This is a genomic window from Fundicoccus sp. Sow4_D5 (genome assembly GCF_052116365.1).
Lineage (GTDB): Bacteria > Bacillota > Bacilli > Lactobacillales > Aerococcaceae > Fundicoccus.
In genome coordinates, this window is the sequence record NZ_JBQKLF010000009.1 from 112,730 (window position 1) to 128,398 (window position 15,669).

The following is a 15,669-nucleotide window of genomic DNA, read 5'->3' on the forward strand; positions in this document are numbered from 1 at the left end:
CTTATCCCTCCTTACTGATTAAACAGTTTTGAAATTTCAACTGTCAGTCTTTGTTTGGCATCTTGAATTAATGTATCACTCAAGAAATTATACTGAATACCTGATTTTTCTAGAATAAACCCACCATTTTGTGGAACCAATTCTTCAGATAATTGAACATTGATTCCTTCAATAGCAACTGAATCAAGCCATCCTTGATCGAGTAAGCCTTGAGAGTGTTCACCCAGTTTAACCATTAAGACCCCTTGTCCTTTAAATTGTGTCAGTACATCTGTCACAAATGCTTTAAAATCCTCGGCTGATAAATTATTTAATTGGTCTTCAGCTAAACTAAAGACTTTGTTTAATAAAGTTTGTTTTTCACGCAATAATTGATCACGGTGAGCAATCTTTTGAGATTGATGCGTAATTTGATAGCGTGTATTCAGTTGCTCATCGACTTTACTTTTTTCTGCCACTAAATCAGCTTGTAAAGCCTGTTGTTTATCTGTTAAAGCTTGCTTAGTTTCAGCGCGTTTTGCTTCAACTTTTTCTTGATACGCTTGAGTTTCTTTTCTAACAACTTGTTCAACTAACTCATTGATTTTAGCCATTTTTTGCCTCCTTCATTCATTTTATTTTTTTGAAAAATAGGCAAAATTCTTATAATACAATCATTAATAATGATGCAACGAAACCTAAAATTGCATAAGTCTCAACCATCGCTGAGTAAACAATCCCTTGTGTCGCATTTTCAGGGCGTTGAGCTAAAATTTGCATACCAGCAATTGATGCTTTAGCTTGGTATGGTGCTGATGTGTAACCAGCAATTGCAACAGGTAAACTAGCCATTAATAAATACCAACCATCGCCAGCTGCCATTCCTGTTTCTAATTGAAGTAAAATTAACAAACCGATAACAAACCCATATAACCCTTGAGTTGCAGGTAGTAATTGTAATACAAGCGCTTGTCCAAACAGCTCAGGTTTTTCTCTTGTTAAAGCTGCAGCAGCCTCACCAGCGTTACCAACAGCGATAGCAGATCCGGTACCTGCTGCGAAAATTGCGATTGCGACACCTAGTGCTCCTAAAACCATTCCACTTTCAGGTCCGAAAAGATATTGAATACTAAATTCCATTATTTTATTCCTCCATTAATTTACATAAGTATTTTTTTAATATTGTATCAAACGATTATTTGGTCCAGATATATTTCTCTAAGGTTTTTAATGGCTTGAATTCTTTTCCGCCACCATCAAAGAATTTACCGAAAAACTCAACATACTCTAAACGCATTGTATGAACATAAGCCCCTAAATAGGTAATGAAAATATTTAATGCGTGGAGTAATACGAACAAAATAACACCAATTGAAAATCTAGCCAATGGTGGCAATAGACCTAAAATCAAGTTAAATGCCATCCCGATATTTGCCCCAGATACAGCCAAAGCTGTTAATCGTGTATAGCTGACCAAGTCACCAACCATACCGGCAATATCCATAATCCCAAAGGCTGCTTGGCCGATACCAGCTAGTTTGTTTTTATTTGAGAAAATTTTGACTAAGAACATCCCAAGAACATTCCCTAAAATTAAAACGATTCCTGCGGTCATTAACCAGTCAATGTTAAAGAAGACCATGTTTAAGCCAATTACGGAAATCCCCAATAGTATTAATGCCCATTGAGCGCCATCTAAGTATGCTGACACGTAATCCTTTTCTTTCATTGCTAGATAAATTTTAATTCCATAACCTAATAGCATATGGATAATACCTAAGGCTACTGAGATTCCCATAACAGTAATTACATTGTCTGTTAGATTCATAACTCTAAACGGTAAATCTAAGCCCATAAAACTACCGAATACTAAGCCAAATGCCATTGTCCCATAAGACAATTGATTAAATAGCTGTAAAGATGATTTCATTCCTTTAGATAATTCGAAATATTTTAATGCATACCAAGTAGCTAGCCATAATAACAATCCATAACCTAAGTCCGCACTCATCATACCAAAAAAGGCAATATGGAATGGATAGTACCAAGGCGTTGGATCAAAACCGTCATACTTAGGCAAACCAAATTGCGATGTAATCGACTCAAATGGTTTAACTAAAGCTGGGTTATCTAAAACAGTTGGTACGTCATCAATTTCTTCATCTTCAACATCAAATTGGAAGAAAGCAATAGCTTGATTGTCACAATTTTGTTCAATATGTTCAATGTGACTATCGATTTTATCCGCTTCAGTCCAACCACTGATTACAAAAACAAATTCATGATTCACCATGAGTTCTTTTGCTTTTTCACGTTCACGTTTATTATAAAAATATTCTTCAGTTAAACGTAAATGATCTCTAGTGTCCCGGTAAAATTTTAAACTTTCTTTTTCTTCAGCAATCTTTTCAAGAATCTGCTTTTGCTTCGCCAAATTTGCCTTTAATTCTTCTTTAGGTAAATCTGAGTAGCTGTATTTGAGAGGTTGAAAACCATTTTGTTGAAGTATTTCTTTTGATTCATCCACTTCATCTGCACGCACAACAACTAAAAAACCCCAAGTATCTCTCGATTGGTAAATATCTTCCGCGTAAGCTGAGTCTAATTCATTCAGACGATCCTCAAACAACTGAGCTCTCTCGTTCTCTATTGTACCCACTTGGATGTTAAAATGTGGTAACGCAGTTGTCTCAGACGGCATAAACTCTAAATGTTGCCATTGTCTAAAGAATTCTTCTTCTTTTTTCAATTCATTCAGGTCTTCTTCTAAACTAAGTAACGTCTGCTCCATATAGTCAACACGGTGCAACAGTGTTTTGAAATCTTTTTCTGCCACTTTAACCTCTAGGTCAGCCAATGAATACACTGGTCGTTTCTTTTGCATAGATTTAAACAAGGACGCTTTCGGTACATACTGATCAAGAAATGAAATTGCGTAACGAATATCTTGCAAGTTTTGAGTCAATTGACCGACCGTTTCCTTGCTTTCTTCGAAATGCAAACCATCTAAAAGTGGCACTTCATCTTTTTCGAGTACCTCTCGTAAAGAGATTACTTCTATATTATGCATTTCTTGCATTGCAAGTAAGACATTATCTTTTTCCTTTTGCTCAGCTAAGAGCGTCAGCTTCTTCATTCTGGCGATACCCATATTGATTCAGTACCTCCTTCAGTATTCTGTCAACAATTTGATCTTTCTGTTGCTCAAATTGTACTTCTAAAGCCGCTTTCTTTTGCGTGAACTCTTGTGCTAACTGCTCTTCTTCTGCTGCTAAGCGAGCGTCGAGATCCGATGTTTTCCGCTCAGAATAATCGGCTAAGTCAGCTTGGTAAACTCTTTTTAATTCATCAACTTCTTTACGAAGATTATTCTCTATGAACTGAATCGTCTCTTCGAATTCACGGCGACTATATTCAATTTGAACTTCAATATCTTTTATATAGTCAATAACTTTTATCGACATACCCTTCCTCACTCTCTACTTTTTTTGTACATAATTCGCTCAAAGCACCTTACATACTCTCTAATACTAATTGTTTGATGAACAGTCTGTAAAATCGCCATATAACAGCGCTTCTACCTATATTGGAAATATTTATTCAATTTTATTGAATTCTTCTTCACATAGTAAATATCAAATGATATCAAGCTTTTGAAAGCCTAGAAACAGCCTTTTTATATAGTTATATTGACATCCCTCCATTAAACAGTTCCAATGATTGGTTATGTTTGAAGTAGTCAAAAAGCTTTTTGATTTTAGCTTTTGATTCTTATCCTTGAAAAACATACAAAAAGCGCACTCCGTAAACGAAGTGCGCTTTATGCACTACGCGACAAAAAACTTTGTTCTTCTCACCCCTTGAAGAACTGATCCTTGAAGCATAATGCCCAACCATTTATTTAATATTATCCTATTATTATTACCGCGTGATAAATTAAAAACTTATTAAACACGATACTATTAGTATAACATAAATCCTTAAGAATAAACATTAAATCTCAAATTATTCAGAGCCTTCGTTCATTTTTTCACTTTTGTCCAAGCGGTCATAAAGTGCTTCTGCTACTCTTTCATAATTTATATTTCTTTGACGAATAACTTCCTCAACCTTGCCGTCGCTATAATCATAAAAGCCCTTGCCTGTTTTAACACCTAAGTGACCTGCTTCAAATAATTCTTTCATTTTTCCAAAATCTCTTTCTGCATTTGATAAATCTGCAAACAAATACTCAGAAATATTGTGGAAAATATCTAGTCCTCCAAAATCGGCTACTTCGAAAGGTCCTAAGCTTGCGTAACGAATGCCTAATCCATATTTCATTACCGCATCAATCCCAGCTTCATCAGCTATGCCTGCTTCTAATATATGTAAAGCTTCTCGCATCACAGCAAACTGAATCCTATTTAAAACAAATCCAGGCGCATCATTAACTGCGACTGCTTTTTTCTCAACACTTTCAGCTAAATCTATCACTATTTTGGCATTCTCATCGGAAGTCTTCTCACCTTTAATTACTTGAATCAACCGGATAATATGCGGTGGATTTATCCAGTGCATTCCAAGAAACCGCTCAGGTTTCTCAACTGCAGTCGCAAGTTTTGTAATACTCAAACCTGATGTATTACTCACTAATACAATATCTTCGGGAACAATTCTAGATAATTGTGACCAGAAAGATAGTTTGATATCAATGTTTTCCACAATTGCCTCAACAATAAAATCAACATGAGCAAGCAATTCCATTTCGGTTGTAAACTTGATTCTTTGAATCAACTCTGCTGACTCTTCAGCAGTTAATCGATTTTGTTCAACTTCTACTTTTCGGTTAATCCGAATGAAATCTTGAGCTTTATTGACTTGTTCAGCTGATATATCAAATAACAGAACCTCATATCCGAAAGCAGCGAATATTTCTGCCATCGAATATCCCATCGTTCCAGCTCCAGCAATACCAATACGTTTAATTTGAGTAATATCTTTCATTTCAGGCTCTTTTTCTCCAAACTAATAAAATCTTGTCCTTAGATACAAGAACAAGGTTTCACTTCCTACACCAATAAAATGTTCAATTTGAACAATTCAAAGGTCATCCCAGTTACTAATATTAATAGATTCCCATTGAAGCCAAAGTAATAGCTACAATCGTGGCTACCACTGTCATAATAAGTGATGTAACCATAATGTCCACATATGAATCTTTATGTGACATACCTGTATTATTCAACAATGTTAGTACAGCACCGTTATGCGGCAAAGTATCTAGTCCTCCAGAGGACAATGATGCAACACGGTGGAAGGCAGCAGGTGCAATACCTGTTTGTTGAGCTAGTTCCATATACTTCGCACCAAGGGCTTCTAAAGCAATACCCATACCACCAGAAGCAGATCCTGTTGCTCCTGCTAAAACGTTAACTGCTATCGATAGTGAAATTAATGGACTACCCGGAATATTCATAATAGCGTCCGTTAGCACTTGGAAGCCTGGAACTGCACGAGCAACTGATCCAAGTCCGACAGCAGCTGCAGTGTTCATAATCGCTCCAATAGAACCTTGCGCCCCTTTGTTGATAGCCGGAATAAAGGATTCTTTTTCACTTAAATTCAGAAGCATTACTAAGATATTGCCTGATAACAGTGCATAAATAATGTTTAATGGACTTGCTGAATCTAGTCCTATTAATACAGGTACAAAGTTTAAAACTACTACTACTACGATTAAAGGAATAAATGATATATATGGGTTCGGTAGTTCTGCAGCATCAATGGCTGTTGCTCCATGAGCTGCTTCAGGTTGAGTGAAAAACTCACCTTTCTTTTCATAACTGCGTTTACGCCATTCTAAATAGAATAAACCACCAAAGAATAATACTAATGTTGCGGCAATCCCCATAATAGGTGCTGCCATTGCATCTGTTTCGAAATATTGCATTGGAATCAAGTTTTGAATTTGTGGCGTTCCAGGAACTGCAGTCATGGTAAAGGTAAAGGCGCCTAATGCAATTGCCCCTGGAATCAGTTTTCTTGTGATGTTCGCTTCTTCAAATACCGCCAAAGCTAGTGGGTAAATAGCGAACACATTTACGAATAGTGACACACCACCATAAGTTAACAAAGCACATCCTAATGTTACAGCTGCAATAGCTGCTTTAGCACCGAGCAAGTTCGTTAACCAGGTCGCGATTGATTTTGCTGATCCCGTTACATCCATCAAATTACCAAAAATGGCACTTAGCATAAAAGCTGGGAACCATGATTTAACAAACCCTACTAAACCTTCCATATACGGTCCCATGTAAGTTTCTATAATGTCTAAACCACCCATAGCTCCTACAATACCCGCACATAAAGGAGCAATCCAAACAATCGAATAACCTCTAAACGCTAGAAACATCAACAATCCTAAGCCAAAAAAAATCCCTAATAAGCTGATCATAATTTTCTCCTTTTTGATAGAGCAGTTAAAAGAAGTCGCTTATTCCCCAATCAAACGACTCCCTGCTCGACTCGTTCGATATTTTAACCTGCTACCCAACCACCATCAATATTGAACTGAGATGCTGTAATCGATGACGCTTCATCTGAACATAAAAATTTCACTAGACCTGCTACATCCTATGTTGTCCAGTAGATTCATGACTGGCAAAAAGGTTATACAAAATTATTACTGAATGTTATGATAGGATTAATTAAGCTATGCGCGTACGTGCACAAAAATTGGAAGGAGTCTTGTTGTGGACATTTCTCAGTTAAGATATTTCGTTGCGATCGTTGATAATGACTTTAATTTATCAACGACAGCTCAAAAGTTGCATATTTCTCAACCCGCGCTCAGTCGTTTCGTACTAAATTTTGAACATACGGAAGGTATTGATTTATTTAATCGCTTAAATGGTCGTTTAAAAAGTTTAACTCCCGTAGGTGAATTGCTTTATGCTAAGGGCCTTGAGTTAGTAGAGGAACACGAAGGCATGATGAGAAACATTCGCGAACTGTCTTCTTTCTATGGCGGTACAATCCGGATAGGCGTCCCTCCTTTGATTTTAAGTTTATTATTCTCAGACGTGATGCTACAGTTGATGACGAAGAATCCTAACGTTAAATTTGTGATGATCGAAAAAGGAGCTTTCGAATTAGAGAAGCAGTTGATGTTGGGACAAGTGGATATTGCGATTCTGTTAAAGCCTAACTCGCTGAATAATAGTATTTTTAATGAGATTCACTTACATCACGATCAGTTAATGGCTTATATGCATACAAATCATCCACTTGCAGAACAAGAGCGATTAACATGGAAAGATTTTCGTCAGGCAAAAGTGATCATGTTTGATGACTCTTTTATGATTCACCATTTATTAAACACTAAATTTAATACCTATAATAGTCATCCACGCCATGCGATTTATTCGAGTTCGTGGGATTTCTTTATAGAGGCTATTAAAACGAATAATCTCGTGACGATTCTTCCGCGTCCTGTGATGGATTTCATCCGCGGTGATATTATTGTCGAGCGACCGATTGAACATACGATTCACTGGGACGTCGTTGCAGCCTTTCCTAAAAAGAATAGTTATACGACACTTGAAACTTATGTTTTAGATAGTTTGAATGATTATTTCAATAATGGGCAAGATATCGTCACAATTGATGATAGGCTAGAGTGAATAACGCAATAAATTCGTAAGAAAACATTAAGTTTACGAAATAACTTTACATCTTAAGGATTTAGAGGTATATTAGATATTGTAGTAAATTGGTTAACAAAATTAGAAAGTCTTTTATTCATAAGTATGATAAATTCTCTCTTAAAGTTTTGGAACGATGTATTACAAATATTACGTGCAAAAGCACATGGAGGAATTTCATTATGAATAACGGTACAGTAAAATGGTTTAACGCAGACAAAGGTTTTGGCTTCATCGAACGTGATGGCGCAGATGACGTATTTGTTCACTTCTCAGCTATCCAAACAGATGGTTTCAAAACTTTAGAAGAAGGCCAAGCAGTTACTTTCGACGTAGAACAAGGTAACCGTGGACCTCAAGCAGTTAACGTTAACAAAGCTTAATTTTAACTTAAACATAACAAACGCTTCAGCATAACCTGCTGAGGCGTTTTTCTTTACTTACTTTTAAAAGCAGTCGGTCAAGGCTTTCTCATACTATCAGAGATTTCGTACTCCTATCGAGGTGAAATATTAGGATATAATGTAGACTGTCATTAGCTAAGTTTATAGCTTATATACTTCACAACAGATTCGCTGCTCCTATTTACACCTTCTCTAAGAGCTTTCTCGCCTCATTTTACACAGTTATATGGTAAGCTTAGCGAAACATAGCAAAATACTTTAATTGAAGGTGACATATTATGGAAAAGACAAACTTATCCATCGAAGATTACGTACAGACCCTCGATTCGAAACACCAAGTTGTAATAAAAACTTTAGTTGATTTAGTCCACCAAGTAGCACCAAAAACTACGCACTCCGTTTGGAGTGGTATCTTTTGGGGTGGTAGTGAACAAAATATCCTTGGTTTCGGCGAAATGGCATATCAAACAAAAAGTGGCGAAACTGGCACGTGGTTCAAATTTGGAATTGCTCGTCAAAAGAATTACTACAGTTTATATGTCCCTGCAATCAAAGAGGGGGCAATACATTGCCAAAGCCTACCATGATCAATTAGGGTAAGTAAAAGCAGGCGCTAGTAGCATCAGTTTTACTAAGCTCGAAAACGTGAACTTAGACACACTTGCTCAATTAATCAAAGAAAGTTTAGCGGAAGACTAGTTGATCTTCTTTCTCTTGCCTCTTAAAGACAGTGATTTTAAACAATGTTTGTGAGCATTAAATCTCTCTTCCATAAACACTATCTCTCGATTGTAAACTAGCTGAGTCAACTCTATATCAATCCAGATTGCTTTAATTAGCAGACAAAACAGTCAGAAACGGTGAGTCATCCAAAGTTTTTTCGTTTTTGACTGTTTTTGTGTAGGTAAACGATCCCAAATTTTGGATGATATTCGCTGATGCTAATCCATAAGTCACTCTATGTCCTAGACTATCACATGAGAGGTTTCTACTGTGGATACTCTTATCTGAAATCCTTCGACTCTACTGTATTCACGTGAGCATCGAGTGTGTCAAGAAAATAGATTTTTCCTACTTGAGGCTGTTAGGCCTATCTGACTAGGCCTTATTCCTCCACAACACTTTCTCTGGTGACTGGTTTTTTTTGATTAAACACGACAATCGACTTCTAGTATTCTTCCTACTTGGCTATTCAAACCAACGCAACGCTTTCACTAAGTTCTTATAAGCTCCTAAAGCTGAAGCCGTTTACATTGTGATTGTATACATTCTTCAATATAATAATAATAGTGAAATATTATAATAAGGATGTGACCAGATGAAGACATATGATTTAATCGTCATTGGTTTTGGAAAAGCCGGAAAAACACTCGCGAAAGACTTCGCCTTACAAGGCAAGAGGGTCGCACTCATCGAACAAAGCGCCCAAATGTATGGCGGGACATGTATTAACGTCGCATGTATTCCTACAAAAACACTATTAATGGAAGGATTACGCTCTGGCTCTTTCTTACAAGCGATTAGTCGAAAATTTTCAGTCGTCAATACTTTAAATCAGAAAAATTTTGATAATTTAAACACTTTAGACAATGTCGATATTTATACACATTACGCTAAATTTAAAAACGACCATGAACTCCTCTTACTAGACTCCTCCCAGGAAATTATTGAGACGCTGACTGCCGACAGAATAGTCATCAACACTGGCTCACGGGCAAATATCCCAGACATTGAAGGGGTTAATGAGTCCCATCATTTGTTTGATTCTACTGGGGTATTAAATTTGTCCCAACAGCCTCGTGAAATGCTGATTATTGGTGCTGGTTATATCGCTTTAGAATTTGCGACCATTTATCGATCCTTCGGTACAAAAGTCACTATTATCCACGATAAGGCTCATATTTTGCATCAGGAGGATCGTGAAATTGCTTCTGCTCTCTATGACAACTTGATAAAGCAAGGTATAAAGTTCATCGATGAAGCAGTGATCAATAAGTTTGAAGATCAAGGTAAGCAAACCATCGTCCACACTAATAGAGGCCAATTCACTGGTGATACTGTTCTTTTAGCAACGGGTCGGGTTCCTAATACTGATTTTGGACTTGAAGCGACATCTTTGAAAACTGGTGAAAAAGGCGAACTATTGGTTAATCAGCATTTACAAACTTCTGTTGACCATATTTATGCTGTTGGAGATGTCAAAGGCGGGCCTCAATTCACTTACATTTCTTTAGATGATTATCGGATCGTCAAAAGCCATCTACTCGGTGATGGAGCTAAAACGACAGAAACACGTGGTTTAGTCCCTTATACACTTTTTGTTGATCCTCCCCTATCTAGAATCGGCATGACCGCAAGTCAGGCCAAAAAAGCTGGTCACAATATACTGGAAGGCAGCGTGCCTGTTTCAAGTATGCCAAGACACTTTATTAACAATGATGACCGCGGTTTATTCAAGGCAGTCGTAGATGCGGATACTCAAGAGATTTTGGGTGCCAGTTTATATGGGCACTCGTCTGAAGAATTAATCAACATAATTAAGACAGTAACTGATTATCAACTTCCTTATAGCACCCTACGTGATCAAATTTTCACCCATCCTACCATGGCTGAATCTTTCAATGATTTATTTAATCTCTAAGCAAACAACAACCAGTATGTCTGCTGACAACAGCTAACATATTGGTTGTTTGACTTTTAATTATTTCGTATGGACCCAGCTTTTTTCTAGATAGCGGGAGAATGACGAAATAGAGAAATTTATTATAAAATAAATTAAGGCTAATAAAGCATAAAGCATGAACACTTGAGTGGTCGTCGCATAGCGACCCATTAAAATATTCGCTTTACCCAGTAGTTCTTGTAGGGCAAGTACTGAATACAAGAAACTCGTGTCTTTAATAACCGTAACAAACTGAGAAATAATAGAGGGCAACATGTTTCTGAAGGCCTGTGGCAAGACAATATGCCACATCACTTGATAACTTTTTAAACCTTGTGACTCTGCAGCTTCTACTTCTCCAGTATTGACACTGTTTAAGCCTCCACGAATAATCTCAGCCATGGCTGCGGTCGTAAAGACGGTAAAGCTCACGATTCCTGCTTCAACTGATTTTAATTTAAAAATCAAAAAGATAACAAAAATCCAGAGAATATTCGGTACATTTCGAACAATTTCAATATAAATAATAGCAAGCCATTTTAAAATTGATTTAGAACGCGCTCGCCAGATCGCTAAAATCGTTCCAAAGACGGTACTTAAAACAATCGCAACGAAAGAAATGTATAGGGTTAGCCCTAAGCCATCTAATAAAAACTTCATATTATTGTAAGTAAATATTTGCATTGCTTGTTCTTGAAAACTCATCGTCTATCTCCTTCCTAGCGCGCATACGCTTTTTTATTCTTTTCCTCTAATCGTGTGGCTAACATCGTTAGAGGGAAACAGAGAATAAAGTATAGAAGCGCCGCAAAAGCAAAGGCTGGTACATAATGTAAGTTTTGCGATGACCAACTATTCGCTCTAAACATAATATCCGCTCCGGAAATAATCGCGACGGTCGACGTGTTTTTAATCAAGTTAACCACTTGGTTTGTTAAAGGTGGCAGAATAATACGGAAGGCTTGTGGCAGGATAATATGACGCATTGCCCCCCAATAAGTAAACCCTTGCGAAAAGCCAGCTTCCAGCTGTCCTTTAGGAACCGACTGAATGCCTGAACGAATAACTTCCGCAATATAAGCACTCGTATAAATCCCAACACAAAGAATCCCGATTGTATAAGTATCTAAGACAACGCCAACCATCGGTAGGCCATAATAGACGAAAAACACCTGTATCAATAGAGGCGTATTTTGAAAAAACTCAACAAAAATTCTGGTTAAGATGGTTAATAATTTATTGCGTGAGCTCGAAACAATTCCCACGAGAGTTCCTAGTATCAACGCAAGAATGAGGGCTCCAACCGCAAGCCCAATGGTATAGAGAAATGAGTCAAAGAAAAGAGGCAGGTCTTCAAAGAGCGCTGCCCATCTTCTCAATGCAAAAGGTCCTTCTTCTAACCACGAGATAGCTGCCATTAATGACATTGTTTATTCCTCCTCGTGTTTTTTTACGATAATCTTTTAGCCAGCCTAGCGATTTAGTCTAAACCGTGCGCTGTTTTCATTTCAGCTAAAGAACCATCTTCTTCCCACTCTGCTAATAAAGCATTTAAGTAGTCATTTAAATCTTTATTATCTAATTTAGTTGTCACACCATATTCTTGTGGTGCAAAACCAACTTCCAAGATTTCAGTTTGGTCATCCACATAACCGGCTAAGATTGATTTATCCACGGCAAACGCATCAATACGATTTGCTGTTAAAGCAGCTTTTAACTCTGGATATGTTCCATACTCGCTGAAGTTGAAGCTTAAGTCATCTTTAGCACCTTCTTCTTCAATTTTCGCTTGAGTAGTTGATGTTTGAGATACGCCGATGTTTTTACCAGCTAAACTTGCTAAATCTGTATAACCATCTGCTGTTTTCACTAAGAAACCAACTTCATCAGTATAATATGGTTCTGTAAAGTTATAGGTTTCTTTACGTTCTTCTGTAATCGTAAAGGTCGCAATAATCATATCCACTTCACCATTGTCTAATAAAGGACCTCTAGTTTTAGCGGTGACACCAGTAAATTCTACGTTATCCGCACTCCCTGTAATTTCTTCAGCAATTTTACGGGCTAAATCAATTTCGAAACCTTCGTGATCATTTGTATCTGGACTAAAGAATCCAAAGCCAGGAACATCTTCTTTAACCCCCACTTTTAGAACACCCGCATCTTTAATTGCTTGAACGCCAGCCGGTAAATCATCTTGTGCTAAGGCAGTAGCAGGTGCTAAAGCAACCAAGCCAGTTAAGGCCGTGGCAGTTAAAACAGTTAATAATTTCTTCCAGTTTTTCATAAATAAAATCTCCTTTTAATAAAATATTTTCTATAACAAATCTATAACAAAATAGGACTTTAAGTTTAATTGACAATAATTTTACTTAAGAAATCTTTAGCTCTCTGGTTTTGAGTATTCGTAAAGAAGTCTTCAGGAGGTCCTTGTTCGACAATGACACCTTGATCCATAAAAATAACACGATCGGCCACTTTTCGAGCAAAGCCCATTTCGTGAGTCACAACAACCATTGTAATATTCAACTCAGATAACTTTGTCATAACATCTAACACCTCTTGAATCGTTTCTGGATCAAGAGCTGAGGTAGGTTCATCAAATAAAATGACTTCGGGATGCATGTTTAAAGCTCTCGCAATCGCAACACGTTGCTGCTGACCACCAGATAGTTGTGCTGGATAGGCATTTGCCTTATCCTCAATCCCAACTTTCTTCAAATATTCCATACCCGAACGAATGGCTTCTGCTTTTTTAACTTTCAATACATTGATGGGAGCTAGTGTGACATTCTCTAAAATGGTCTTATGTGAATACAAATTAAAATTCTGAAAAACCATCGCAACCTTCTGTCGCACCTTCAGAATGGGGACCTTCTTATCCGTTAAATCAAACCCATTCACTTGTGCCGTCCCACTTGAAATATCCTCCAAACGGTTCATACAACGGATGAGTGTACTCTTACCGGACCCCGAGGGACCAATAATTACTACCTTCTCTCCTTCTTCTATGTCTAGAGAGATATTCTGCAATACATGGTGATCGCCAAAGAATTTATTGACGTTTTCCATATGAATCATTTATTCACATCCTTTCAAAGGAACCAAATTGAATTCCTATATTGAAGATTATCAGAATTAATGAGTAAAATCTAGTGCAATCTTCACTTTAATTTAATGTTATCGCAAATATTTTATAATAAATTAATAATCAATTACTAATTCTACTTTACGAACTTTGTCACATTACCTCACATAAACTGAGAACTTTCATTATTTAGAAGTATTTAACTCGATTATCCAAAAGCCTATTTATCAAGCCTCTTCACTCTTCTTCAAGAATCTTCTGATTCTAACTGCTTCGAAATCGAACTTCTATTTAACACTATTCTTCCATTTTCAAGAGTTTTATGTAATCTGGATCTTTTTATTATTTTATAAAAAATAAATTGTAAATTTTTCATTAAGAAGGCTAAAAAAATAACTCAAAAACTCCTTTAAAAGGAATTTCCAAGTTAAATTATCATTAGCTGTCTGGCTCTCAGCATTATTTAAGCGTTGTGTGTCACATCTTCTTCATTTAGATAAAATGTAAAGCCTTCACCAATTACTTGTTGAACATCCGTTATGATTACGAACGCATGAGGATCGAGTTCATAAATAATATTCTGAACATTAATTAATTGGTGACGATTGATCACGATATATAGGATTTGATGTGGTTCTTTAGAATAATATCCTTTTCCATCTAAAATCGTAATCCCACGATCGACTTTCTTTTGAATTTTGGCAGCAATTTCTTGATGCTTCTTAGAGATAATCGTAATCGATTTTTTAGGATTGAACCCTTCAATGACAAAGTTCAAGACTTTCGACATTACATACAGCATCACTAATGTCAGGACGCTCCTCTCGAGTCCGATTTGTAAACTTAAAGGAATCACTACTAGAATATCAATTAGCAGTAAGCCAGCCGAAATACCAACGCCTAAATATTTTTTCATAATCCAAGCAATAATTTCCGTCCCGCCAGTCGTACCTCCTCCTAAGGAGACAATCCCAATCGCAATCCCACTCGTCACACCGGCTGCAATTGGCGCCACCAAAGAGTTTGACGAAACAAACACGACGTCAGCTGTATACTCCAAGGCAATCGACATAACGAACATCGAAACGATTGTATAAAAAATTTGCCGTCTTTCTAAATGCCGCCAGCCGATGACTAATAATAAGGCATTTAGGATAAAACTTACTATAGAAGGGTTCCAACCCATCCAGTAGTAAATAATCAACGTCATCCCGGTTGCGCCACCTTCACCCAAGGTATTGGGAATTACCAACGCATTAACTGTCAGCGCATATAGAAACGTCCCTAATATGACCATCAGAACGGAAATCCACGTGTCTTTCCTTTTCAGAAACTGCATAAAACTCACCCTTTCGTTTTCTACCTCATTATTATACACGTCTATCAGTATATTTACACAGATACAAAGTAAGAATTATATGACACCATAAATCTCTTTCTTGCTGCAGGAGTGTCTGTTACCGGAAGTGAATTTTCTATCAAGCTGTACCAATTTGATAATCCGCACTATAATAAGACGACTCCATCCTTTCACGACCTTAGGATAAACCTACGACTCTCTTTGGAAAACAAGCACTTCCTTCCTAGTCTAGAAAATTTTAAGTCGTCACAATTACTGCCCGTTAAGAGAAAAGACCCTTCTATTCTCTTTATCCATAGTGAAAAAACTACCTTACGATGGAGTAATCATTTATATTCAGCACGTGTCATATAAATGACACGGCGTCCAGAGGTTCGCGGAATACGTGTCACCTAGATGACACGGCGTCTTGGGGTCATTCCGCAGGTATTTTCAATTTTACGGGCTTAAAAAGCAACAAATACAGTGATTATTTATCGAAGATGTGCCAA

Annotated in this window: 15 protein-coding genes and 1 other annotated feature; of the genes, 4 read left to right on the top strand and 11 right to left on the bottom strand. The window is 37.0% G+C overall.

Features of this window, described 5'->3' with window-relative positions; genetic code table 11:
* Positions 1-11: 11 nt before the first annotated feature.
* From ACTQ45_RS10695 to ACTQ45_RS10720, 6 genes are all read right to left on the bottom strand, one after another.
* Entirely contained in the window at positions 12-593 is a 582-nt protein-coding gene (locus ACTQ45_RS10695; RefSeq protein WP_441763688.1) for a hypothetical protein, read from the bottom strand.
* Between the two features lie 49 nt (positions 594-642).
* Complete coding sequence (locus tag ACTQ45_RS10700; RefSeq protein ID WP_153863924.1) at positions 643-1,119, bottom strand: V-type ATP synthase subunit K; 477 nt, start codon at positions 1,117-1,119, stop codon at positions 643-645.
* A 55-nt stretch (positions 1,120-1,174) separates the two neighbouring features.
* Positions 1,175-3,130, bottom strand: coding sequence for a V-type ATP synthase subunit I (locus ACTQ45_RS10705; protein WP_441763689.1), 1,956 nt, complete (start codon positions 3,128-3,130; stop codon positions 1,175-1,177).
* Complete coding sequence (locus ACTQ45_RS10710; RefSeq protein WP_153863922.1) at positions 3,090-3,443, bottom strand: hypothetical protein; 354 nt, start codon at positions 3,441-3,443, stop codon at positions 3,090-3,092. Before ACTQ45_RS10710 ends, ACTQ45_RS10705 begins: the two co-directional genes overlap by 41 nt.
* 383 nt (positions 3,444-3,826) lie before the next feature.
* Positions 3,827-3,874 (bottom strand) — a sequence feature (sodium ion sensor (DUF1646 type); this cis-regulatory element may regulate processes involved in with the transportation of sodium ions).
* Between the two features lie 110 nt (positions 3,875-3,984).
* Positions 3,985-4,965: a 3-hydroxyacyl-CoA dehydrogenase family protein gene (locus tag ACTQ45_RS10715; protein WP_441763690.1), complete on the bottom strand. Its 981-nt coding sequence runs from the start codon at positions 4,963-4,965 to the stop codon at positions 3,985-3,987.
* 121 nt (positions 4,966-5,086) lie between these two features.
* Positions 5,087-6,415 (bottom strand): GntP family permease, encoded by a 1,329-nt coding sequence (locus ACTQ45_RS10720; protein ID WP_441752644.1) that lies wholly within the window; start codon positions 6,413-6,415, stop codon positions 5,087-5,089.
* 298 nt (positions 6,416-6,713) lie between these two features.
* Between ACTQ45_RS10720 and ACTQ45_RS10725 the strand changes: the two genes are divergently transcribed.
* The 4 genes from ACTQ45_RS10725 to merA all read left to right on the top strand — a co-directional run bounded on the left by ACTQ45_RS10725 (position 6,714) and on the right by merA (position 10,709).
* Positions 6,714-7,643, top strand: a complete 930-nt coding sequence (locus ACTQ45_RS10725) for a LysR family transcriptional regulator (protein ID WP_441752645.1) — start codon at positions 6,714-6,716, stop codon at positions 7,641-7,643.
* 203 nt (positions 7,644-7,846) lie between these two features.
* A complete protein-coding gene (locus ACTQ45_RS10730) occupies positions 7,847-8,047 on the top strand; it encodes a cold-shock protein (protein WP_441752646.1) in 201 nt (66 codons plus the stop codon).
* Between the two features lie 299 nt (positions 8,048-8,346).
* Positions 8,347-8,655 (top strand): hypothetical protein, encoded by a 309-nt coding sequence (locus ACTQ45_RS10735; RefSeq protein WP_441752647.1) that lies wholly within the window; start codon positions 8,347-8,349, stop codon positions 8,653-8,655.
* Positions 8,656-9,386: 731 nt separating this feature from the next.
* Positions 9,387-10,709: a hypothiocyanous acid reductase MerA gene (gene merA, locus ACTQ45_RS10740; protein WP_441752648.1), complete on the top strand. Its 1,323-nt coding sequence runs from the start codon at positions 9,387-9,389 to the stop codon at positions 10,707-10,709.
* Positions 10,710-10,769: 60 nt separating this feature from the next.
* Here the strand turns inward: merA and ACTQ45_RS10745 are convergent, their stop codons facing one another.
* From ACTQ45_RS10745 to ACTQ45_RS10765, 5 genes are all read right to left on the bottom strand, one after another.
* On the bottom strand, positions 10,770-11,435 hold the full coding sequence (locus ACTQ45_RS10745; protein WP_441752649.1) for an amino acid ABC transporter permease: 666 nt from the start codon (positions 11,433-11,435) through the stop codon (positions 10,770-10,772).
* A 14-nt stretch (positions 11,436-11,449) separates the two neighbouring features.
* A complete protein-coding gene (locus ACTQ45_RS10750) occupies positions 11,450-12,157 on the bottom strand; it encodes an amino acid ABC transporter permease (RefSeq protein ID WP_441752650.1) in 708 nt (235 codons plus the stop codon).
* Positions 12,158-12,210: 53 nt separating this feature from the next.
* Positions 12,211-13,017 carry a transporter substrate-binding domain-containing protein gene (locus tag ACTQ45_RS10755; RefSeq protein ID WP_441752651.1) on the bottom strand — a complete coding sequence of 269 codons (807 nt, stop codon included), beginning with the start codon at positions 13,015-13,017 and terminating at the stop codon, positions 12,211-12,213.
* A gap of 65 nt (positions 13,018-13,082) precedes the next feature.
* Entirely contained in the window at positions 13,083-13,811 is a 729-nt protein-coding gene (locus ACTQ45_RS10760) for an amino acid ABC transporter ATP-binding protein (RefSeq protein ID WP_441752652.1), read from the bottom strand.
* Between the two features lie 470 nt (positions 13,812-14,281).
* Positions 14,282-15,157 carry a YitT family protein gene (locus tag ACTQ45_RS10765; protein WP_441752653.1) on the bottom strand — a complete coding sequence of 292 codons (876 nt, stop codon included), beginning with the start codon at positions 15,155-15,157 and terminating at the stop codon, positions 14,282-14,284.
* Between the last annotated feature and the right edge of the window lie 512 nt (positions 15,158-15,669).

Bases quoted from the DNA above. Each gene is read 5' to 3' on its own strand.
- ACTQ45_RS10695 (WP_441763688.1), bottom strand. From the start codon at position 593: ATGGCTAAAATCAATGAGTTAGTTGAACAAGTTGTTAGAAAAGAAACT.
- ACTQ45_RS10700 (WP_153863924.1), bottom strand. From the start codon at position 1,119: ATGGAATTTAGTATTCAATATCTTTTCGGACCTGAAAGTGGAATGGTT.
- ACTQ45_RS10705 (WP_441763689.1), bottom strand. From the start codon at position 3,130: ATGGGTATCGCCAGAATGAAGAAGCTGACGCTCTTAGCTGAGCAAAAG.
- ACTQ45_RS10710 (WP_153863922.1), bottom strand. From the start codon at position 3,443: ATGTCGATAAAAGTTATTGACTATATAAAAGATATTGAAGTTCAAATT.
- ACTQ45_RS10715 (WP_441763690.1), bottom strand. From the start codon at position 4,965: ATGAAAGATATTACTCAAATTAAACGTATTGGTATTGCTGGAGCTGGA.
- ACTQ45_RS10720 (WP_441752644.1), bottom strand. From the start codon at position 6,415: ATGATCAGCTTATTAGGGATTTTTTTTGGCTTAGGATTGTTGATGTTT.
- ACTQ45_RS10730 (WP_441752646.1), top strand. From the start codon at position 7,847: ATGAATAACGGTACAGTAAAATGGTTTAACGCAGACAAAGGTTTTGGC.
- ACTQ45_RS10735 (WP_441752647.1), top strand. From the start codon at position 8,347: ATGGAAAAGACAAACTTATCCATCGAAGATTACGTACAGACCCTCGAT.
- merA (WP_441752648.1), top strand. From the start codon at position 9,387: ATGAAGACATATGATTTAATCGTCATTGGTTTTGGAAAAGCCGGAAAA.
- ACTQ45_RS10745 (WP_441752649.1), bottom strand. From the start codon at position 11,435: ATGAGTTTTCAAGAACAAGCAATGCAAATATTTACTTACAATAATATG.
- ACTQ45_RS10750 (WP_441752650.1), bottom strand. From the start codon at position 12,157: ATGTCATTAATGGCAGCTATCTCGTGGTTAGAAGAAGGACCTTTTGCA.
- ACTQ45_RS10755 (WP_441752651.1), bottom strand. From the start codon at position 13,017: ATGAAAAACTGGAAGAAATTATTAACTGTTTTAACTGCCACGGCCTTA.
- ACTQ45_RS10760 (WP_441752652.1), bottom strand. From the start codon at position 13,811: ATGATTCATATGGAAAACGTCAATAAATTCTTTGGCGATCACCATGTA.
- ACTQ45_RS10765 (WP_441752653.1), bottom strand. From the start codon at position 15,157: ATGCAGTTTCTGAAAAGGAAAGACACGTGGATTTCCGTTCTGATGGTC.